Here is a 21,114-nt window from a genome sequence, read left to right as displayed (position 1 = left end):
GAAAAGTAGATTGATCAGGAAGATGGAAGCAAACTTCAAGAAAGGTGATTAAAATGCAAGTCGTCTTTGGAATTGATGTTAGTAGTCGAACATCTAATGTAGCTATTGGTGTCGCTGGACAAATAGTTCAACAATATCAAATCAGTAATGATCGCTGTGGTTTAATGAAATTATTGGAAGATCTTCGTTCATGTCATCAACCAGAAATTATTTTTGAGGCCACTGGGATCTACTCACGTCGCTTACAGTCTTTTTTTCAGGATTACGGTTATTCTTACACTAGGTTAAATCCATTAGCGGCTAAAAAACAGTTAGACAGTTTACGCCATCGTAAAACTGATCAACTAGATGCGCTTAACTTAGCTAAGTCGCAATTTATATTAAAGCGAATAGCTGACTACCAACAGCTTCCGGTTTACACAGAACTCAAGGATCTCAGTCGTTTCTATCAAGAAATCAATAACGATTTAGTGCGTGCCAAAAACCGCCTACACCGGATATTACAATTGACTTTCCCAGAAATCGAAGGGTTACTTAGTACCACCAATGGTCCGCTATATTGGAATTTAGTTAGCCGCTTTCCTAGTAGTTATGCAGTTACTAAATGTTCGCTTGCGGAAGTAACTAGCGGCGTTGAAAATTCACTGACTAAGACAACATCACGAATTCAAGTCACAAAAGTTACTACAAAATTGGTACAGCTTGCGCGCCAAAGTTACCCGGCGGTACCGCAAGGATCTAGTACGATCCAACAGGTCAGTTATTGGGCACAACAATTAAAGCAATTAAATCAACAAAAACGGAAAATCATTAAACAAATGAGTCAAATGGCAGCTGCATTACCGGAATACGAGATCTTACTATCTATTCCAGGGATTGGAGAAAGTACCGCTAATTTAATAATAGCCGAATTAGGTGATATCAGACGTTTTAGTTCACCTAATCAAATTAACGCTTTTATTGGAATTGATCTCCGCCATTATGAATCTGGAAAATATCTAGCGGCTGAATCAATCAGTAAACGGGGTAATCCGTACGCACGTAAAGTTTTTTACCAAGTAATTATGAACATGATCGCCACCAGCACCAAAAATGGTAGTCAAAATCATATTGCCGATTATTACCAAAGAAAAAAGCGATCTGGTCGGCCACACATGACCAAGAAGATCGCTATTGCATCAATACATCGTCTGATTAGGACGATATATCACCTAGTAGTTAAAAATCAAAAGTATGTCTATTATTCGACGTCAAAGCGCCCATAGGATACTTTTTAATTATATTCTATATCATAACACCTTTAAAAAAATTAATAAAATTAGGTGTCTATTTGTTGTACTCTCAAAAAGGTAATTAAGACAAATTACGGATTGAATTCAGTAAATTTACTGGTTAATTTTAAAAATATTGGTAGGAAAATCCCAATAAAGTAGCAGTTTGTACTTGACTAATCGTAGAAAACTTTGTTTTGTCCCAGTCCCCTTTTTTGTTTTCCGTAAATAACAGACTGATCGTGCTCCAAAAAGCAGCAGTTTGCGCCTAGCTACGTTTCAAAATAAAACCAAAGTTCAGGTTTTACTTTGAAACTAGGCTAGTGCTCGACTGCTAAACGCTTTTTATCCCAACTCCCTTTTTGTTTACTATTCAAAATTAGTGCGGCGTTTCTTGGTCAGCGTCAGCCCCGCCCCGAGTAATAGCAGTAAAATTCCGCTACCGCTAATGGCAGCGCCTAATTTTAATCCGGGAGTTGCGTAAGTGAAAACGACGCGGTGTTTGCCCGCTGGTAATTTGATCCCGCTAAAAGCATAGTTGGTTTTGATCACGGGTGTTTTATGGCCGTCGACAGTCGCGTGCCAGCCACTGGAATAAGGAATACTGGAAGTCAAGATCCCCTTTTTAGTGGTCGTCAGGTTACCGCTGATCCGGTTAGCCGTAATTTTCAGTTGACGTAAGCGGTGGTGCTGAATTTCTTTGACCTGGTGCTCGTAATTGGCGATTAAAGGCAGCGCCACGACTTTTAATTTAAAGTGATAATGTCCCAGCTTGGACGGAGTCAGCGTCAAACTTGTTGGCAGTGAGTCCGTGAAATAGCCAACGTTGACCGTTTCGTTTTTGACCGTCTTGTAAAATGACAGCACACTTTGCTTGGGTTGCATGACAGTTTCCGTGCCGTAAGTTGAGACGAAATTTAACTTAAAGCTAGTGTCCGGCGAGCCCTGCAAGACGTGATAACGCAAGTACTTGTAGTAATTGTACTGGTGATTTTGACTGAGTAAACCGGAAGTCCCAGCTGTTTGTTGGGCTAGTAATTCGCTTTGCAACTGGCGTTTGAGCGAATAGGGTTCATAGTTAATGTCTTGTAGCTCCAAGTGTAATTCCGAATTGGGATAGTAAGGCTGTTTAGGCGTTCCTAGCGGTTGTTGCAAAATCAATTGGTAACTTTCGTTGGCATCGTCTTTAGTTAAATTTTGCGGATCGACTTCGTTTCCCCGACTCGAGATCAAGCGGTAGGGAATGTTAATGACCTGGTCGCTGACCGTTGCCTGCTTGAGTCCGGTGGCGTCCCGCTGACTGACAGCTACCCCGCTGGCTAGTGCTCGTTCTTTTTGGCTAGCCGTGTAGCCATTCGTTTGGTGGGGGGTAAACACGCGGTCTTGCCAGTAAACTAACGGGAAATTATCTTGGGTACGAAAACGGCGGACCTGTTGGGATTGAGCGGCATTGTTGTTAGGGTCAGTTACCAGCTGAGTAGTTCGATCCAAATAATAACCACCAGGGATTTTAGCCGCATTGTCCTGACCGAGCCAATTAAAGAGATACTTGACGCCCAAGAAATTGTTTAAAATGGTGCGGTCGTCTAACTGAGCCAGCGGGATATTTGCTTCGTACTGAATATTTTGCATCTGGTCGTTAGCGAAGTTGCCGAGCTCCTTATTTTGCAACGAGTAATAGGAAGTAACGGCTGCCACGTCGGGGGCTAAATTGTTGTATAAATGATAACCGGCCCCTAAATCAAAGTTATTGCTGGTGCTGGAAACGCGGTAACCTTTGGTAGCTGATAAGCCGTGATCTAACCCAGCGTATTCCTGTTTTTTGAGTGTTTGGTAGGCATTACGGGGCAACATTTCGTCGGAATAACCGCCGTTATACGGTGCGCCGTAATAGATTGCGTTAAGTGTGACGTTAATCAAGACTAGTAGTAACAAAAAGCGCTGCGGGTGGTGAAAAACGCGGTAATGAACCAAGACCAGTGCTCCTAAACTGAGTAACAAAAAAACGAAGGGTACGAATAGTTTTTCGTCGTTTTCGAAGTAGTAGGTCAGGCCGATCACCACGACGTAGCCGGCTAAAATATAATAAAAGCCGTGCATGATCTTAGGTGAAAGGCGGCTTGCATTTTGAATTAAAACGCAAGAGGCTAAGGCGACGGGCAGACACAATAACAACGTCCAACGGTTAGAAGGAGCCAGTCCGCCGTTAAAAATAGCACCGAAAAAGGGAAAGAGTAACATGATAAAACTCAAAACAAAACTGGTAGAAAGTAGCGGGTAATGACGGTAATGTCCCAAAATATAGATCAAAGAAAAGAAGGCCAAACTGGCAAATCCGAGTGCCGACCAGAAATAAAAGTCCCGGTTGCCACCATTGATCAGTTGTCCGGGCAAGGCAAGGTAGTAATACAACGGATAAATTTTTAACCCGTTGGCAAAGCTGCTAGTCGTGCGCGTCGAATGTAGAACGGCGTTGATTTCAGGAACTAACATTACGGCTGAAAGTAATATGCTGGTGACCGTAGCGAAGAGCAACTTAGCCCCGGCTTGAAGGTAATTTAGTGTTTTAGCGTAGGTAAAAGCAACGCGTAATATGAGGTAAAGCAGTGCTCCTAAACCTAAAATAAAGGCGAAGTAATAGTTACTGCATAACATCCAGACAAAAGTCCAGGTCAAGGGCCACATTGAGCCGCCTTGTAGGATTCTTTCCACACCTAAGACCAGTAGTGGAAAGATGATAAACGGGGTGGTAAAAAACGGTTGAGCCTGTGTCGAATACAGTAAAAAAGCGTTAAAAAGGTAGACTAAAGCGCCTGCATTGATCGCATTTTTGCTGAGCTTAAAGTGGGAAGCAAAAAAGACAAAGGACAGCCCGGCACAATACAAGCGTAAAACGATCAACCACTGATAGACCACAACGGTCTGACTAGCGGGAAATAGTAGGGTCAGGTAAGCGAAAACGTCGCCTAAGATATAGTAAGAATAGACTTGAAAAGTGTCAGTCCCCAAGCCCATTTGCTGTGACCACTGTGGCAGGCTGTGCATTTTGCCGGCCAAGAGTTGAGAAAAACCGTGGCGAAAATTTTCTAATAATGGTAAATGTTGGTTGGCACCGTCTAAACGCCAGATCAAAGCGTGACCGGTGATTAGGTAAGTACCAAACATCAGCAGTGCTACGATTACGAATAATAAACTGTAGGCGCGGTAAAGATGAGGGATGCGCCGTCGTTGAAGTGAAAATTGCACAAAAAAACCTCCTAATTTCTCTTTTCATATTGTACCGTAAAAAAGAACATGAAAGGTAAGATTAGCAGGTTAATTAATAATTTTTTGTAAAACAAGCAGCGAGGTTAGCCGATTAAGATCAAGTTACGAAAGCTAGCGTTTAGTAGTCACAGTTTATCCAAGCACCCATCAATCGTGCTTAAAGATGAAAAACTTACTAAAAAAGTAATTTAACAAGACGATCACGACTTGATCGGCTAACTTGGTCAGATTGCTGTTCAACCCTAACAGCGAAATTCCCAAGTACATGATCAGCGCATCAACGCCTAACGATAAGATGCGGTAAAAAAAGAAGCGCGCCATTTCAGCCAAAAAATTGGCGACAGTGGTGTACTTGGAACCAAATACCCAGACCTTATTGGTGAAAAAGGCGAGTAAGACTGATAGTAACCACGCCATTGCGTTGGCCAACTGATAATACCAGCCCCAAATAGTATCACACAAGTAAAAAACGACTAGGTTAGTCAGAGTCGTTAAGCCTCCAAAAAACAGGTAGGCGATCACACTTTTATACTTGTGCCAGAGAGCTTTAACTTGCATCATGTTGTTGATGATAGGCGCTAGCGAGTTGCTTAGCGAAGTTTTCTAGTTGGATGATGTCTTGGTCGTCGTCGGGTGACAAGTTGATCTTGACGTCGGGGGCTCCTTGAACGGCGTGGGCCTGTTGTAAGGCCTGGCTAAATTCCGTGACGGCGGTACAGAAATATTCTTCGTAAAAAACGTCCCCGGAGCCAGCGACGCCGTAAATTTTACCGCTGAGGTCGGCTTGTTTTAAGTCGTCGTAAAAATCTAAGCCCTCGTCGGGTAATGCGCCCTCGTCGTAAGTGTAAGGACACAAAACACAGAGGTCGGCGTTTTTAAGGTCGCTGATCTCGGCTTGAGAAATTTCGATCTCCTCGGCCTCAAATCCCTGTTCTTCTAGTTCGTCTGCGATAATATCCGCAATGTCTTCGTTGTTGCCTGTGATCGTTGCAAAAATAATTTTTGCACTTGGCATAGTAACATCTCTCTTTCAATTTAGCATTCTTAGGTATTATAACAGATGTTGGCAGAAAAACTTATAGTTGCGGCATAAATTTTGGGCTATAATAGTAATGATAAAATTGGAGGTATATTAATGATTACGTTAAAATCAAAACGCGAGATCCAAGAAATGGCGAAGTCGGGTGCGGTGTTAGTCGGGATGCACCAGGCGATCAAGAAAATTTTACGCCCAGGAATTTCTAGTTGGGAAATCGAAAAAGTCGGGCGTCACTATATTGAATCTCACGGCGCGATCCCCGAACAGATCGGTTTCGAAGGCTACAAGTACGCGACTTGTGTCAGCATCAACGACGAGATCTGCCACGGTTTTCCGCGCAAGGGCTTAATTTTACGCGACGGTGACTTGGTCAAAGTCGATACGGTCGTTAATTTAGACGGCGCGATGAGTGATTCCTGTTGGTCTTACGTGATCGGCAAATCAACGCCCGAAGTCGATCGCTTGATGGACGTTACTAAAAAAGCACTGTACTTGGGCATTGAACAGGCACAAGTAGGTAACCGGATCGGTGACATCGGCGCTGCGATCCAGCATTTTACCGAAGACGAAAATGGCTACGGCGATGTGCGCGAGTTTATCGGTCACGGCATTGGACCGACGATGCACGAAAAACCCAACGTCCCTCATTACGGCGAAGCTGGTAAGGGCCTGCGCTTAAAACCAGGAATGACGATCACGATCGAACCGATGATCAATGTTGGCGATTGGAAAGCCGTGATGGATGATCCTAATGGCTGGACGGCTCGGACCGCAGACGGTAGTTTATCATGTCAGTACGAACACACGCTGGTGATCACTAATAACGGACCCAAGATCTTGACTTCGGAAGATCCTGAATTTGATAAAAAATATTTGATCACGGATTGGGAACACTTCCAGCTGTAATTTAAGCTAGCATTTACTTGTTTGCTTCGGACTGCTATAATCTGTTTAAGTATTTATGCAAAAATACTGATTTTTAGAGTTTTAAATCAAGATAAAAGGGGTATTGGACACTGATGAAAGTGAGAAAAGCCGTGATCCCCGCTGCGGGATTAGGCACGCGTTTTTTGCCGGCTACTAAGGCCTTGGCTAAGGAAATGTTACCGATCATCGACAAGCCGACGATCCAATATATCGTAGAAGAAGCTAAAGAAGCGGGCATTGAAGATATTTTGGTGGTAACTGGTAAGGGGAAACGCCCAATCGAAGATCATTTTGATTCTGTTCCTGAACTGGAGCAAAATCTAAAGGAAAAAGGCAAGACGGACTTATTACGGTTAGTGGAACAAACAACCGACATCAACCTGTATTTTATCCGTCAGTCGCACCCGCGTGGTTTAGGCGATGCGGTGTTAATGGCCAAGGATTTTGTGGGTAACGAACCGTTTGTTGTTATGTTGGGCGACGATATCATGCAAGATAAGGTGCCGCTGACTAAACAACTGATGCAACGTTATGAGCAAACGCACGCCTCGACTTTGGCAGTGATGAAGGTGCCACACGAAGAGGTCAATAAGTACGGTGTGATCGATCCTGCCTCCCAAACCAGACCTGGTTTGTACGACGTGAAAAAATTTGTGGAAAAGCCGCCAGTCGACAAGGCGCCTTCCGACCTCGCGATCATTGGTCGTTATTTGCTGACTCCCGAAATTTTTGAAATGCTAGAAACGCAAAAACCGGGAGCGGGTAACGAGGTCCAACTGACCGATGCAATCGATCGGTTGAATAAGATTCAGCGCGTTTTTGCCCATGAATTTAAGGGCGAGCGTTACGACGTAGGCTACAAATTTGGCTACTTGAAGACTTCGATCGAATTCGGGTTGCGCCACCCGGAGGTCAAAGATGAGCTCAAAGCCTATATTAAAAAATTAAGTAAAACTTTAAAATAACAATTAACTGTTAATGGGGCCTGGGACAAAGTACGATTTGTCTCAGGTCCTAATTGCATCTTCGTGGCATGCGAAAATGGAGTTATGCTAAAATAAGTTAAAAACTGATTTAAGGGTAAAGTGAATGAAAAAAATAGGACAACAGGTTTATGGCTGGACTAAACACCAATGGCATCGTTATCAGATCGGTAAATTTTTGCTGATCTTGATCTTGCTACTTTTTTTAGGTGCCAGTATCTATTTAGTATACGTAGCTAAAACGACTAACGTGGCTGGATTGGAATCTAATTTGCGCCAGTCGACGGAAATTTACGATCAAAACGGACACAAGGCGGGGTATTTATACTCGCAAAAAGGAACGTGGGTCTCGTATAGCAAAATTTCGGCTAACATGACGGCGGCAGTTTTATCCAGTGAGGACCGCAATTTCTATCACGAATACGGTTTTTCGGTCAAGGGTCTGGGTCGGGCGGCTTTTTTACTGGTCAAAAATAAAATTACCGGGCGCAATTATATCAGCGGTGGTGGCAGCACGCTGACCCAGCAGTTGGTTAAAAATGCCTTTTTGTCACAGGAACAGACTTTTTCGCGTAAGGCTAAGGAAATTTTTATCGCGATGCAAGTCGAAAATGAATACAGCAAAACGCAGATCCTCACGATGTATTTAAATAACGCGTATTTTGGCAATGGTGTCTGGGGAGTTGAGGACGCTTCGCTCAAGTATTTCGGGGTGCACGCTAGTCAGTTGACCGTCGCGCAAGCAGCGACTTTAACGGGTATGCTATCTAACCCGGGAACGTATGACCCGTTGAGTCACCCACAAGCATCCGTGGCTCGACGCAATGTAGTATTAGAAACGATGGGGGAAAATCATAAATTATCCGCTGGTCAGGTAAAACAAGCGCAAAAAGAAACACTACATTTGACCGACTCGTATAACTATAAGTCTGGGTACCGCTATCCGTATTACTTTGACGCGGTGATCGACGAAGCGATTAAAAAGTACGGCTTAACGGAATCCGAGATCATGAATCGGGGCTATAAGATCTATACCCAACTCAACCAAAATTACCAGCAAAAAATGCAGGATACCTTTGCGGATAACCATCTATTTCCGGCTGCCGCTAGCGACGGTACGAAGGCCCAAGCGGGTTCGGTGGCGATCAACCCGCAAACCGGTGGGGTCGCAGGGATCGTTGGTGGTCGTGCCGGTAGTCATGTTTTTCGGGGGTATAACCGGGGAACGGGACTGGTGCGTTCTCCGGGTTCAACGATCAAACCGCTAGCCGTTTACACACCGGCAATTCAAAGTGGTTATCACTACGATGCTAAAGTTGATGATCGACTGCAATCCTATGGCACTAATAACTACACGCCACATAACTGGGACGAACAATACAGTGGACAGTTGCGGATGTATCAGGCGTTGGCTTTGAGTAAAAATACGTCGGCAGTTTGGCTACTCAATAAACTGGGCGTGGCTAAGGGCTATCGTTCCGTGCAGAAATTCGGGATCCCGTTGACCAAAGATGACGAAAATCTTAGCTTGGCTTTAGGGGGACTGAAAAAGGGAGTTTCTCCTTATCAAATGGCGAGTGCGTACACGGCGTTTGCCAACGATGGGGTGCGCAAAACGCCACATCTGATCACTAAGATCGTAGACTCACAAGGCAAAGTGATCGTTGACAACACGAATGTTAGGTCCGACAGGGTCATGTCGGCCAGCGTTGCTAAACAGATGACCAGTATGATGATCGACGTTTACCAAAATGGAACCGGGGTCTCCGCTAAACCGGATAACTACCGGATCGCCGGTAAGACAGGGTCGACGGAAAGTCGTAACGAAGCTAAGGGCGATGATAATGATAAATGGTATATCGGCTACACACCGGACATTGTAGTAGCGACTTGGATGGGATTTGATTCCTCGAAGTATTCGTTAGCCAATGTTGGTACTAACGCGGGGTCCGCGCTATTTAAAAACGAAATGGAAGATTTGTTGCCGTATACTAAGCAAACTCCGCTGGGAGTCCAAGCCGCTTCTACTAGGTACGCTAATAGTTTAGCGGGTAAGATGCAGCAGGGTAGTAGTTTTAACTGGAACACAGTCGAACAAGAAAAGAACAAGTGGGGCGCTAAAATTTCGCAAAAAGCGGCAGGTTGGAAGCAAAAGGCCAGCGAGTACGCTAACTATGGTAAACAATACCTGCAAAGTATCTTGCACTGATAGAATTTATCGCGGAGAAATGCTAAACTAAAAGAAGTAAGTATAATAAGATAGGTGGTTGATTAAATGGTCAATGTGTACGACACGGCTAATCAGTTAGAACAAGAACTGCGTCAAACTAAAGAATACCTGGAGCTAAAACAGGCGATGACGGAATTGCAACAGGATAAGGCAGCATACGAATGTTTTCAACAGGTGCAAGCGGTGCAAAAAGAACTGCAGGAAAAACAGGAAAAAGGTGACCTATCGGCAGATGACATGCAACGGATCAAAAACCTGGCTGATCAGGCGCAGAACTTTCCTAAATTAGCGGCACTGATGCAAAAAGAACAGGTTTTGAATCAACTGTACGAAGAAATCAACCGGACCATTTTTAAACCGGTCAGTGAAATTTACGATCTCTAAGAAAAACAAGGTTAATTAGGGGCACGTGGCAATTAATTGTCCCGCGCTCCTTTTTATTTGAGCGGTATAAGACGTTTGCGAGGGAGGAAGTTTAGTGACAAAGAAAATCTTCGACTATCAGGTCAACGAAAATCTCAAACTGTTTGTTTTGATCAAAGATGCGTCCGTGCGGTTAGCCAAAAACGGTAAGCAGTTCATCGCGTTTACTTTTGCAGATCGTTCTGGCCAGATCAGTGCTAAATACTGGGATGCGACACCTGAAGACACTGAAATGTATACGACCGGGAGGGTAGTTTTGGTCAGCGGCAAGCGGGAACTCTACCAACAAAAACCGCAGATCAAGATTTATCAGTTACGCTTGGCGCGGACCGGTGAACCCGCTGATCCGCAGTTGTACGTGCAAAATGCCCCAGAAAAAGCCGACCAAATTGAACAGGAAGTCAATAACTTTGTTTTTGAGATCACCAACCCCACATGGAACCGGATCGTCCGGCACTTGTTGCATCAATTTCACGACCAGTTTTTCGCCTATCCCGCAGCTAAAACTAATCACCACGCTTATCAGGGCGGACTAGCTTACCACTCCTTATCGATCTTGCGGTTAGCTAAGGCCGTTGTCGAGCAATATGCAGACTTGCAGTTAAACGCGCCGTTACTTTATGCGGGGGCGTTACTACATGATATGGGAAAGGTGATCGAATTGTCCGGGCCGGTCGCGACGACGTATACTACTACGGGCAATTTGTTGGGACATATTGTACTGATCGACGAACAGATCGTTCAGGCCTGCGAGGCGTTGGGAATCGATCCGTTAGGAGAAGATGCGGTGTTATTGCGTCACATGATCGTTTCGCACCACGGGTTATTAGAATACGGTTCTCCCGTGCGGCCGCATTTGATCGAAGCCGAGATCTTACACCATTTAGATGATTTAGATGCGTCGCTACAAATGATGAGTAAAGCACTTGACCACACTGCTCCGGGAGAATTTTCTGAGCGGGTAATGGGGATGGACCGGCGTAATTTTTACCGGCCGCAATAAAAGGGGTGTTGCAGTCAGTCTATTACTTACGGAAACCAAAAATGGACCGGGACAAAAGCGATTTTTGTCCCGGTCCATTTTTGTCAGTTAAGCTTATTTTTTAGAACTACCGATGTAGTCTGCTAAAATATCTTTTAAGTCGTTATCCTTGATGTTGACCTTGCCGTTTTTCAAGACCTTGCTGACCACTTTTTGCATGTAGCTTTGGTCTTGCATCTTGCTTGAGATGATCTGTTTTTTCAAAGTAGCGGTATGGTCTTTCATTTGACCTTTACCCGGGTTTTTGACCGAGTAGATCACGTGGTAACCGTAACTAGTTTTAACAGGTTGTTTGGTAAACTGGCCTTGTTTTAACTTGAAGGCTGGTTTTTTAAAAGAGCTAGTCAAGCTGGTGTCGGTGTTGTCAAAGGCAGGTAATTGGCCGCCGTTGTCTTTAGTTTGAGAGTCGGTCGAATACTGCTTAGCCAACTTCTGGAAGTTCTTATAACTGCCATCTTTATTCAAACTGTCGATGACTTCTTGAGCTTGTTGTTTACCCTTATCGTTACCCTTCAACAAAATGTGAGCCACGGTAATTTTAGGTTCGTAGTTATTCCACTGCTTTTTGAGGTCTTTGTTGGTGATCTTAGTGTTGTCTTTAACAGCGGCTTGGAGAAGTAACGTCGAACGAATCTGTTTCTTGTAAGAAGCCTTAGTAAAGCCGCTTTGTTGTAAGACTTGGTCAAATGAAGAACCAAATTGGTGCTTAGAAGCATCATATTGGGCGGTAACTTTCTTATCAGAGACCTGATCGCCGTACTTACCTTCTAGTACTTTGTTTAAGATCATCTGTTGCAAGATCTGTTTACCAGATGAAGTCTTCTTCATGCTATCGTAGTATTCACTTTCAGTGACTTTGCCGCCCGAAGTAGTTGCGACTGTTTTGGAGCAGGCAGCTAAACTAAAGGTCATTAAGACTGCTGCCATGGTGACTAGTAACTTTTTTTTCATTTCCCTATGCACATCCATTTCATCATAATTTATTAGTCATTGTTAACACTATACCATAATTTGGTTTTGGTGAGTATGTTAAATTTAAAACTTAATGGATGTTTAATTTCTCACTTGAACGTGGTCGTTACTGGTCATTTTACGGATAAATGGTTCGACTTCCGTGGCAAACTGAGCAACTTCCGTGGTAATGTCCGCTAGGGTTTTACTAGTAACTTGCAATTGGTGCAGTAATTCTTGGGTAGTAATATTGGTATTGGCTACGGCTTGTGTCAGTGCTGTAGCTTTAATTGTTTGCGTTAACTTGCGGCGAAATTGAGGGATCAAAGTTAACCCAGCAACGCTTCCGCTAATTATTAGTGCTAGTGCAGTAGTTTTTTTCATCGGCTAATCCTCGATTTTGCTAGCAATGCCATTAGCAATTTTTTGTAATTCAACTGGAGTATATTTTTTAGTATTATCCTGAAACGACATGCTAAAACCATCCTGTTCACTATAGCGAGGGATCAAGTGAATGTGAGAATGAAAAATTGACTGGTAGGCAACTTCCCCGTTGTTGTTTAAGATGTTGATCCCTGCGATTTGGGGATTAGAGTCCCGAATAGCGCGGGCGATTTTGGGAATCCGGGCAAAAACGGCCTGTGCGAGTTGTTCGTCATAAGCGTAAATATCTTTGACGTGTTGGTTAGGAACGACTAGTGTGTGTCCGGGAGTTGCTTGGGATAAGTCCAAAAAAGCTGTCACTACGTCGTCATGATAGACGGTAGAACTCGGGATCTGTCCCGCGATGATCTGGCAAAAAACACAATCTTTCATAATAAAACTTCCTTTGTCTTGGATTTAAATCAAGTGCTACTTTTAAGTATACAACGACTACCGTTAATTTTTAACCGTTATTTAGTTAAAAGTCGTGTTATAATACCAACGAATTCATTTTTAAAGAGGAGAAATTAATGAACTTAAAAGTCGAACATTTAGTGGGCGGATATTCCGCACTGCCCGTTTTAAAAGATATTTCTTTTCAAGTGCCAGCCGGGCAGTTGGTGGGGTTGATCGGGTTAAATGGTGCCGGTAAATCGACGACGATCAACCATATCATTGGTTTATTACAACCACAAAAAGGCGAGATCACGATCGACGGGCTCTCGTTACAAAAAGACGCGTTGCGTTATAAAGAACAGCTGGCGTATATTCCGGAAATCCCGGTTTTATACGAAGAATTAACGTTAAAAGAACATATTGAACTAACGATCATGGCTTACCATTTGGACCACGACGCTGCGTGGAAAGAGGCACAGCGAATCTTGCGGATCTTTCGCTTAGAAAAAAAATTGGACTGGTTGCCGGTCAATTTTTCTAAAGGGATGAAACAAAAGGTAATGATCGTGTGTGCGTTATTGCCACAAGTTAAAGTGTTACTGATCGACGAACCGTTTTTGGGGTTAGACCCGTTAGCGACTAAGGATTTATTGCAGTTACTGGCAGAAAAGAAAAAACAGCAAACGGCGATTTTAATGTCTACGCACGTTTTAAGTACTGCCCAAGAGGTCTGCGATAGTTTCGTGATGATCGATCAGGGACGAGTAGTTGCCAATGGGACCCTTGAGCAGTTGCAACAACAAACGCACAGTTCGTTAGCAGACATCTATTTAGGGTTGACTGCCCAGGGTAAGGAGTCAGTCGATGAATGAGATATGGAGAAACAGAAGTCGTGAGTACCAAAAATTATTATTAAAATACCTGCGTTACGTGCTAAACGATCATTTTGTCATCGCATTACTTTTTTTAGCTGGAGCAGTAGGGTTTACCTACGCTAATTTTTTAAAGGGACTTCACGGTAATTTATGGTGGGCTAAACCGGTGGTCTTATTAGCCTTATTGTTATTCTTACAGTTAGGGCACTTGGCGACGTTGCTGCAGCGTCCGGATAAGGTCTTTTTGTTGCCGTTGGAAAGGCAAATACCCGGTTACCTAAAAAAAGCTTACCGTTACAGTGCGATTCGGATCTGGTGCTGGCAAGTCTGTTTGTTTTTAGTTCTAGTACCATTCTTACTCTTTGCGGTCCAACTGTCTTTGCTCTCTTGTGTGTTACTAGCGGTGGTTCAATTGCTTTTAGCTGGTCTGCGGCTGGGCTTACAATGCGTACAACTTTATCGGCACGAATTACGCTTGGTGAGTGTTCGTCTGGGGGGAACGCTAATTTTGCCAGCTGTTTTACTAGCTTGTGGGCTGTACCTTTCGGGGTGGGTAGCAGTGTTGTTGACCGTGTTGGTAGCGGTTTGCAGCTGGCGTTTCGTCCGGACAGGAGGCTTGTTTGACTGGAACTACGCGCTGGCACAAGAAGAAACACGTATGGCACGATTGTACCGGTTCTTTAACCTGTTTACCGACGTGGGGGTAATGACTGCTCGGCCCAAGCGGCGTCGTTTTTTAGACCGCATGTTGCCCGCTGCGAGACCTGATCGTTTTTTTACCTACCTATTCTGGCGGGGCTTTGTGCGTAACGCGCAGTACAGTTCGCTATATCTCAGGTTGCTTTTTTTAGGAGTAGTTTTACTGCTTTTTATCAAACAGTTTTGGGTAGCCGCGCTTTTGGCCGTAATCTTCAATTACTTGATCGGTTTTCAGTTACTACCATTATTTAACAATTACGAGCAAAATATTTTTATGCACGTCTACCCGTTGATCACGCGGCAAAAAATGACGGCCTTTAGTCAGTTGTTATTTTCGTTGTTAGCACTCAGCTCGGTGTTGTTTTTTATTTCCTTTATGTACAACAACCGGGTCTGGGCTAGCGGGGCGGTATTCTTAGTATTACTAGCCGAAAGTTGGTGGTTAGCCGGGCATTACGCGAAAAAACGGCTGCAGGCTTGACACGTTGAGAATTAAATTTGTAAACTAGATAGGCACTTTACTTTGATGATTTAGGAGCAAAAAAATGCGTTTAAGAAATAAACCGTGGGCTCGCCCGCTGATTGAAGCTAATCCTCAATACGTGGTAGTCGACCCGCAAGCACAACGGGGTAAGTGGGCAAAACGTTTCAGTCAAGACCAACCCTTATACGTTGAAATCGGCACGGGGAAGGGTCGTTTTATCATTGAATCGGCTAAAAATCACCCGCAACGTAATTACATTGGTGTGGAATTACAAACGACCGCGGTCGGGATCACGTTAAAAAAGCAGTTAGAACAACAGTTGCCTAATTTACAGTTAGTTTTGGGTAATGGTGCCCAGTTAACCGAAATGTTTGCTGCCGGAGAAGTTAGTGGGCTGTACCTCAATTTTTCCGATCCGTGGCCTAAAAAACGACAGGCTAAACGACGTTTGACGTACCCAACTTTTTTACAACAGTACCAACAAGTATTGCGGCCAAAGGGAATGTTAGAGTTTAAAACGGATAACCGGGGGCTGTTTGAATATTCGTTACAGTCTTTAAATAACTTTGGAATGCAGTTTGATGGCGTGTGGCTGGACTTGCACGCGGCAACTGATGTGGAAGATAACGTCGAGACGGAATACGAGCAGCGTTTTAGCGCGCAGGGGCAACCAATTTATAAGTTAGCCGCTCATTTTAACAGTTAGTATTTGAAAATTGTGCAAATGCTAAGCAAAATGCTAAAATAAAAGAAGTAACAATTAAGATCCGGGAGGAATAACCATGGAAAAACTGGCCAAGATGAATCAAAATGAACTAGACCAACAGCTGGCAACGGGAGCTTATGTTTTGTTTTTTACAGCGGACTGGTGCCCGGATTGTCGTTTTATCAAACCAGCGATGCCTGAGATCCAAAAAGATTTTTCCCAGTTCCAATTTATTCAGGTAGACCGGGACGAAAACTTAGAACTGTGCCAGGAGATGGGCATTATGGGGATCCCGAGTTTTGTGGTTTACCGTGATGGTCACGAAGTTGCACGTTTGGTTAATAAGGACCGTAAAACTAAACAGGAAGTTGAAGATTTTTTAAAAACAGCGGAGTAATTTGAAGGCAGGAGAGAAGTTAAATGTTGATTGCAAGTTATAATGCGGCTGAATTGGGCGATGTCTTGCTAACGGTTTTAGCACCGGACACGCCGAATCAAGGAGTTGAGACTAAAGACCGGATCGTGCGGATCTTTGATACCAAAACCAAACAAACTTTAGGCTATAACTTCTTGGCTGCTAAACAACAGGTGCCAGATTTGATGGGAAACGGACAGATCAAACTGAACCAAAAGCAAGTGGACGCGTTAAACCAGCAGTTGCAAGCTGCCGGCTTTACGGGTGAATTGGAGTGTGATTTGACTCCTAAATTTGTTGTTGGTTACGTGGAAGAAATTGCCCCTCATCCCAATTCAGATCATTTGCACGTCACTCAAACACGCATCGATCACGACGAAGTGCTCCAAATCGTTTGTGGTGCCCCTAACATTGCTGCGGGTCAAACCGTAGTCGTTGCTAAGGTAGGCGCGATGATGCCTAGTGGAGCGATCGTTTGGCCAGGGGAGTTGCGGGGCCAGAGTAGTATGGGCATGATTTGTGCTGCGCGTGAGTTGGCATTGCCTAATGCACCTCAAAAACGCGGGATTTTAGAGTTAGACCCGGCTGATTATCAGGTGGGTACGCCCTTTGATTTTACGCAGGCTGCTACATTATTCACGGCTTAATATTATTGATGATCGGAGTTGACACCTAGTTGCCATTCCGATTTTTCTTTGAATGGATGATAATCGATGAAACACTATGACGGCCCGGCTTTTTACCGCCAACCAAAAATCACTGGTGCCCAAAAGCCGAAGGTGGATGAACCAAAACCTAGGATCAGTGAACCTAAAAGAAAACGAGGCCTTGAGCGCACTCGCTATCATGCCTTTCATTTGTCTTACGTGCCACCATCACTGGCGTCGCTGACTCAAACTAAACCGGCGCTAGTGACCGTGCCTTACGCCCAGTTATTAGCAGAACTGGCTAAGCCACGAGATTCTTATTTATTATTGACACAAACGCTCACTGGTGAGGAAATTGACTTGACGCGCCCGCAACCGGCTAAAATCGCTACAGTTGCAGCACCGCAATTACCCGCGCTTGCGACCGAAACGTTTATGCCGGCTGCTGCGGTTACTGTGCCTGAAGTGACTAAAAAAGCAAAACCTCAAGTTGAGGACCAACAAATAGTTCAGCCGACCGCTGTGGTCAAAGAAACTAAAAAGGCTGTTCCTGTTAAAAAAAGTGCACCTAAACGAGCGTTACAGCAGTCATTTGCAGAAATTATGGCTGCAGAACAAAACGAAAAACGAGAATTAAAATTATTTGCACCGCCGACACCTGCACAACAGGTTCCTGTGAAAAGAAAAGCTGACAGTAACTTGGAATATCATTTTCCGCCGCTGTCACTGTTGCCTCAACCGGTCACAGCTGATAACGAACAGCTAGACGAGTGGGTGTTACACGAAGCCGAGGTGTTAAACGAAACGTTAGCGGCCTTTCACGTTGCCGGGACGGTCAAGGACTGGACGATTGGTCCGACCGTGACGCAATATGAGATCACGTTAGAGCGAGGGGTCAAAGTCAGCAAGATCACCAATCTGACCGATGACTTGAAATTAGCGTTAGCCGCTAAAGATATTCGGATCGAAGCGCCGATCCCGGGGAAAAGCAGTGTGGGTATTGAAATCCCTAATCCCCATTCACGACCAGTCATGTTAAGCGAAGTTTTAGGGGCACCAGCCTTTAAGAATGCGCGTTCGCCGCTGACTGTCGCCTTGGGAGTGGACCTGTTTGGTGAACCACAGGTGACGAATTTGCAAAAGATGCCTCATGGTTTAATAGCCGGGGCAACCGGTTCGGGAAAATCGGTATTTATCAACAGTTTGTTGGTTTCTTTGTTGTATAAGGCTAAGCCAACGGAAGTCAAATTGTTGCTGATCGATCCTAAGGCGGTCGAAATGGCACCGTACCATGATATCCCGCATTTGTTAGCACCCGTGATCTCGGATCCGCAGGCGGCTGCCGCGGCTTTGAAATGGGTGATCACCGAGATGGATCAGCGTTACGAACGCTTAGCTGCTAGCGGGACCCGCAACATCGAAAGTTACAACCAAAAAGCCGTAGCTAACGGTGACGATGGCTTAAAACTGCCGTACATCGTGATCGTGATCGATGAATTGGCGGACCTGATGATGGTGGCGGCGACGGAAGTGCAAGAACAGATCGCGCGGATCACCGCTAAAGCTAGGGCTGCGGGGATTCATTTGCTACTCGCTACTCAGCGTCCGAGCGTTGATGTAGTAACGGGAACGATCAAAAACAACATTCCGACGAGGATCGCGTTTATGGTCTCTAGTCAAGTGGACTCACGTACGATTTTAGACACCGCGGGAGCAGAGCGCTTATTAGGACGCGGGGACTTATTATACCTGGGAAATGGTGCTAGTCAGCCGGTGCGTTTACAGGGAACATATGTGGAAGAAGAGATCGATGCAATCACTGATTTTGTGAGAAAACAAGGACGGCCACACTATGCTTTTGATCCCGACAATTTGAAAAAACAGGCGCAACAAAGTCAGCAAGAAGATGAGTTGTTGCCCCAAGTTTTGCGCTACCTAGTACAGGAAAAACATATTTCTACTTCTAAGTTACAACGGGTATTTTCGATCGGGTATAACCGTGCCGCGGGGATCATCGATGAGCTCGAAAGACGGGGCTATATTTCCGGTGCGCAGGGCTCTAAACCGCGCCAGGTGTTTTTAACGGCGGACCAGTTACCTAATTTACCCGAATAATAGCTGAATTACTTTGAAAATAATTGAAAAGAGGATCAATTGAATGGACATGGCAACGACGTATTTTTTAGTGGGGATCAAAGGGACCGGAATGAGTGCGTTGGCACTGATTTTACACGATAAGGGCTGTCACGTGTTAGGTTCCGATATCGACAAATACACTTTTACTCAGCGGGGATTAGAAGAAGCGGGGATTCAGATCTTGCCTTTTGCTGCGGCTAATATTAAAAAGCAAATGACGGTCATCGCGGGCAATGCTTTTGACGACCAGCAAGTGGAGATCGCTGCCGCTAAGAAACTAGGGCTAGAAATACTGACTTATCCGCAAGTAGTGGAGCAGTTAGTTCAAGAAACGACCAGTATTGCCGTAGCCGGTGCGCACGGTAAGACTAGTACGACTGGTTTATTAGCTCACGTTTTAGGCGGAGTTTGTCCGACGAGTTACTTGATCGGAGATGGTACCGGTAAGGGAGTCCCTGATGCTCAGTTTTTTGCCTTTGAAGCCGATGAGTACCGCCGGCATTTCGTGGCTTATCATCCCGACTACACGATTATGACCAATATCGATTTTGATCATCCCGACTATTTTACGGGGATCGCGGACGTTTGTGCGGCGTTTAATACTCTAGCTAAACAAACCAAAAAAGGAATTTTTGCTTGGGGTGCCGATCCTAATTTGCGTCAGTTGCAAAGTCCAGTACCCGTTTATTATTATGGCGTAGAAGACGATAACGATTTTCGGGCCGTTAACATTAAAAAGACTACGGGTGGTTCTACGTTTGACGTCTACTATCACGAGCAAAAACTAGGTTCTTACGAGATCCACCTGTTTGGAACGCATAATATTTTGAATAGTTTAGCCGTGATCGCCGTTTCTTACATTGAAAAAATCGACCAGGCAGTCGTGAAAGAAGAACTGCCGACTTTTAGGGGAGTTAAGCGCCGGTTTACCGAAAAGAAGATCGAAGACATGATCATCATCGACGATTACGCACACCACCCGCACGAAATTCGGGCTACCTTAGACGCGGCCCGGCAACAATATCCCGCTAAAAAGATCATCGCGGTTTTTCAGCCGCATACTTTCAGCAGGACGATTGCCTTGCTCGATGATTTTGCTGCGAGTTTAAATTTGGCCGATCAGGTTTATTTGACGGAGATCTTTAGTTCGATCAGGGAATCCAGTGGTAAAATTTCGGCGGCAGACCTCGGGCGCAAAATCACTAAGGGGGGCACGGTGCTCAGCGTTGATAATATGTCACCGTTGTTGGATTATCACGATGCGGTCGTAGTCTTTATGGGCGCCGGTGACATTCAAAAATACGAAAATAGTTACGAACGCTTACTCAACGAAGTTAAATTTAGGAAAAACTAGAAAGCAACAATAATTGTTCTTTGTTGTTAAATTAGTTAGAATAAAGCAAGAATAGTACTAGGTAAAAGGAGGACTAAGATGAATAACGAACGAATTTATGACAGTCAACAAGTAGGATTAAGACGTTTCTTCACTAAAATGTATGGTCTAATGGCAGGGGCAGTCGCTTTTTCTGGACTGATTGCTTATCTGTGCGCGACGGTTTGGCAGGCATCGGTGCTAAATTTCTTTGCCCAACACCCGTTTAGCTTTTTAATATTGTTCGGACTCCAGTTAGTGATGGTCTTTGGGCTGTCTTTTAACCCGCAAAGAGCGCCGGCACTCAGTGTTAGTTTACTATTTGCCTTTGCCGGGATCGACGGTTTGTTCTTTAGCACCTTATTACTAGTTTATAACCTCGGCAACGTAACGGCGGCTTTTGGTGCTGCTGCTGCTGATTTTATTGTCTTAGCTTTCTTGGGTGCAACTACTAAAAAAGATCTAACTAGGCTAGGTAACCAAGCGATGGCGGCTTTGATTGCTTTAATAGTTGTCATGTTAGTTAATTTGTTTTTACAAAGTTCCCTAATTAGTTATCTTTTCTCGTTTGTCGGGGTCGTGATCTTTTCGATTTTGACCGCTTGGGATACTCAGACTTTTAAGCGGGCTTATCTCCAGTACGGGGAGCAATTCAATACGACGAATTTAGCGATTACGGGAGCACTACAGCTTTATTTAGACTTTGTTAATTTATTCTTGCAACTATTGCAGATCTTTGGTGGCAGTAGCGGTAGCAAAGACTAAATGGTTAGGCGACGGCTAGTAGCCGTTGTTTTTTTGATTACAGTTAATTATTTAGTGGATCAG

20 protein-coding genes are annotated in these 21,114 nt (G+C 44.4%); 14 read left to right on the top strand and 6 right to left on the bottom strand.

Features of this window, described 5'->3' with window-relative positions; all coding sequences use genetic code 11:
- Nucleotides 1-53: 53 nt before the first annotated feature.
- A complete protein-coding gene (locus ACSYSK_RS06070) occupies nt 54-1,265 on the top strand; it encodes an IS110 family RNA-guided transposase (RefSeq protein ID WP_491714261.1) in 1,212 nt (403 codons plus the stop codon).
- A gap of 375 nt (nt 1,266-1,640) precedes the next feature.
- Here ACSYSK_RS06070 and ACSYSK_RS06065 read toward each other — a convergent pair whose 3' ends face one another.
- The 3 genes from ACSYSK_RS06065 to ACSYSK_RS06055 form a co-directional block, all read right to left on the bottom strand.
- A complete protein-coding gene (locus ACSYSK_RS06065; RefSeq protein WP_491714260.1) occupies nt 1,641-4,517 on the bottom strand; it encodes a YfhO family protein in 2,877 nt (958 codons plus the stop codon).
- A gap of 168 nt (nt 4,518-4,685) precedes the next feature.
- Nucleotides 4,686-5,099, bottom strand: a complete 414-nt coding sequence (locus tag ACSYSK_RS06060; RefSeq protein WP_491714259.1) for a GtrA family protein — start codon at nt 5,097-5,099, stop codon at nt 4,686-4,688.
- Nucleotides 5,086-5,553 carry a flavodoxin gene (locus ACSYSK_RS06055; RefSeq protein ID WP_491714258.1) on the bottom strand — a complete coding sequence of 156 codons (468 nt, stop codon included), beginning with the start codon at nt 5,551-5,553 and terminating at the stop codon, nt 5,086-5,088. Before ACSYSK_RS06055 ends, ACSYSK_RS06060 begins: the two co-directional genes overlap by 14 nt.
- A gap of 120 nt (nt 5,554-5,673) precedes the next feature.
- Between ACSYSK_RS06055 and map the strand changes: the two genes are divergently transcribed.
- The 5 genes from map (at nt 5,674) to ACSYSK_RS06030 (ending at nt 11,143) form a co-directional block, all read left to right on the top strand.
- Nucleotides 5,674-6,483, top strand: coding sequence for a type I methionyl aminopeptidase (map, locus tag ACSYSK_RS06050; protein ID WP_491714257.1), 810 nt, complete (start codon nt 5,674-5,676; stop codon nt 6,481-6,483).
- Nucleotides 6,484-6,596: 113 nt separating this feature from the next.
- On the top strand, nt 6,597-7,469 hold the full coding sequence (galU, locus tag ACSYSK_RS06045) for a UTP--glucose-1-phosphate uridylyltransferase GalU (RefSeq protein ID WP_491714256.1): 873 nt from the start codon (nt 6,597-6,599) through the stop codon (nt 7,467-7,469).
- A gap of 124 nt (nt 7,470-7,593) precedes the next feature.
- Complete coding sequence (locus ACSYSK_RS06040; protein WP_491714255.1) at nt 7,594-9,696, top strand: PBP1A family penicillin-binding protein; 2,103 nt, start codon at nt 7,594-7,596, stop codon at nt 9,694-9,696.
- Between the two features lie 66 nt (nt 9,697-9,762).
- A complete protein-coding gene (locus tag ACSYSK_RS06035; protein WP_491714254.1) occupies nt 9,763-10,101 on the top strand; it encodes a YlbF family regulator in 339 nt (112 codons plus the stop codon).
- Nucleotides 10,102-10,195: 94 nt separating this feature from the next.
- Nucleotides 10,196-11,143: a 3'-5' exoribonuclease YhaM family protein gene (locus ACSYSK_RS06030; RefSeq protein WP_491714253.1), complete on the top strand. Its 948-nt coding sequence runs from the start codon at nt 10,196-10,198 to the stop codon at nt 11,141-11,143.
- Nucleotides 11,144-11,236: 93 nt separating this feature from the next.
- Here the strand turns inward: ACSYSK_RS06030 and ACSYSK_RS06025 are convergent, their stop codons facing one another.
- The 3 genes from ACSYSK_RS06025 to ACSYSK_RS06015 all read right to left on the bottom strand — a co-directional run bounded on the left by ACSYSK_RS06025 (nt 11,237) and on the right by ACSYSK_RS06015 (nt 12,949).
- Nucleotides 11,237-12,133, bottom strand: coding sequence for a peptidylprolyl isomerase (locus ACSYSK_RS06025; protein WP_491714252.1), 897 nt, complete (start codon nt 12,131-12,133; stop codon nt 11,237-11,239).
- A 102-nt stretch (nt 12,134-12,235) separates the two neighbouring features.
- Entirely contained in the window at nt 12,236-12,517 is a 282-nt protein-coding gene (locus ACSYSK_RS06020) for a hypothetical protein (RefSeq protein ID WP_491714251.1), read from the bottom strand.
- A 3-nt stretch (nt 12,518-12,520) separates the two neighbouring features.
- On the bottom strand, nt 12,521-12,949 hold the full coding sequence (locus ACSYSK_RS06015; protein ID WP_491714250.1) for an HIT family protein: 429 nt from the start codon (nt 12,947-12,949) through the stop codon (nt 12,521-12,523).
- Nucleotides 12,950-13,086: 137 nt separating this feature from the next.
- Between ACSYSK_RS06015 and ACSYSK_RS06010 the strand changes: the two genes are divergently transcribed.
- The 8 genes from ACSYSK_RS06010 to ACSYSK_RS05975 all read left to right on the top strand — a co-directional run bounded on the left by ACSYSK_RS06010 (nt 13,087) and on the right by ACSYSK_RS05975 (nt 21,051).
- Nucleotides 13,087-13,824 (top strand): ABC transporter ATP-binding protein, encoded by a 738-nt coding sequence (locus ACSYSK_RS06010; protein WP_491714249.1) that lies wholly within the window; start codon nt 13,087-13,089, stop codon nt 13,822-13,824.
- Complete coding sequence (locus ACSYSK_RS06005; protein ID WP_491714248.1) at nt 13,817-15,007, top strand: ABC transporter permease; 1,191 nt, start codon at nt 13,817-13,819, stop codon at nt 15,005-15,007. The genes ACSYSK_RS06010 and ACSYSK_RS06005 overlap by 8 nt, the downstream gene beginning before the upstream one ends.
- A 64-nt stretch (nt 15,008-15,071) precedes the next feature.
- Nucleotides 15,072-15,716, top strand: coding sequence for a tRNA (guanosine(46)-N7)-methyltransferase TrmB (gene trmB / locus ACSYSK_RS06000; RefSeq protein ID WP_491714247.1), 645 nt, complete (start codon nt 15,072-15,074; stop codon nt 15,714-15,716).
- 76 nt (nt 15,717-15,792) lie between these two features.
- Entirely contained in the window at nt 15,793-16,113 is a 321-nt protein-coding gene (locus ACSYSK_RS05995; RefSeq protein ID WP_491714246.1) for a thioredoxin family protein, read from the top strand.
- A 23-nt stretch (nt 16,114-16,136) separates the two neighbouring features.
- Nucleotides 16,137-16,778 carry a YtpR family tRNA-binding protein gene (ytpR, locus tag ACSYSK_RS05990; protein ID WP_491714245.1) on the top strand — a complete coding sequence of 214 codons (642 nt, stop codon included), beginning with the start codon at nt 16,137-16,139 and terminating at the stop codon, nt 16,776-16,778.
- 66 nt (nt 16,779-16,844) lie between these two features.
- The gene (locus ACSYSK_RS05985) at nt 16,845-18,893 is read left to right on the top strand and encodes a DNA translocase FtsK (protein ID WP_491714244.1); all 2,049 of its coding nucleotides are present in this window, start codon (nt 16,845-16,847) and stop codon (nt 18,891-18,893) included.
- A 43-nt stretch (nt 18,894-18,936) separates the two neighbouring features.
- Entirely contained in the window at nt 18,937-20,268 is a 1,332-nt protein-coding gene (murC, locus tag ACSYSK_RS05980) for a UDP-N-acetylmuramate--L-alanine ligase (RefSeq protein WP_491714243.1), read from the top strand.
- Nucleotides 20,269-20,346: 78 nt separating this feature from the next.
- Nucleotides 20,347-21,051 (top strand): Bax inhibitor-1/YccA family protein, encoded by a 705-nt coding sequence (locus tag ACSYSK_RS05975; protein ID WP_491714242.1) that lies wholly within the window; start codon nt 20,347-20,349, stop codon nt 21,049-21,051.
- The last annotated feature ends 63 nt before the right edge of the window (nt 21,052-21,114 follow it).

The organism is Ligilactobacillus sp. ESL1201 (assembly GCF_058503265.1).
This window is presented reverse-complemented; position numbering and strand designations above follow the sequence as displayed.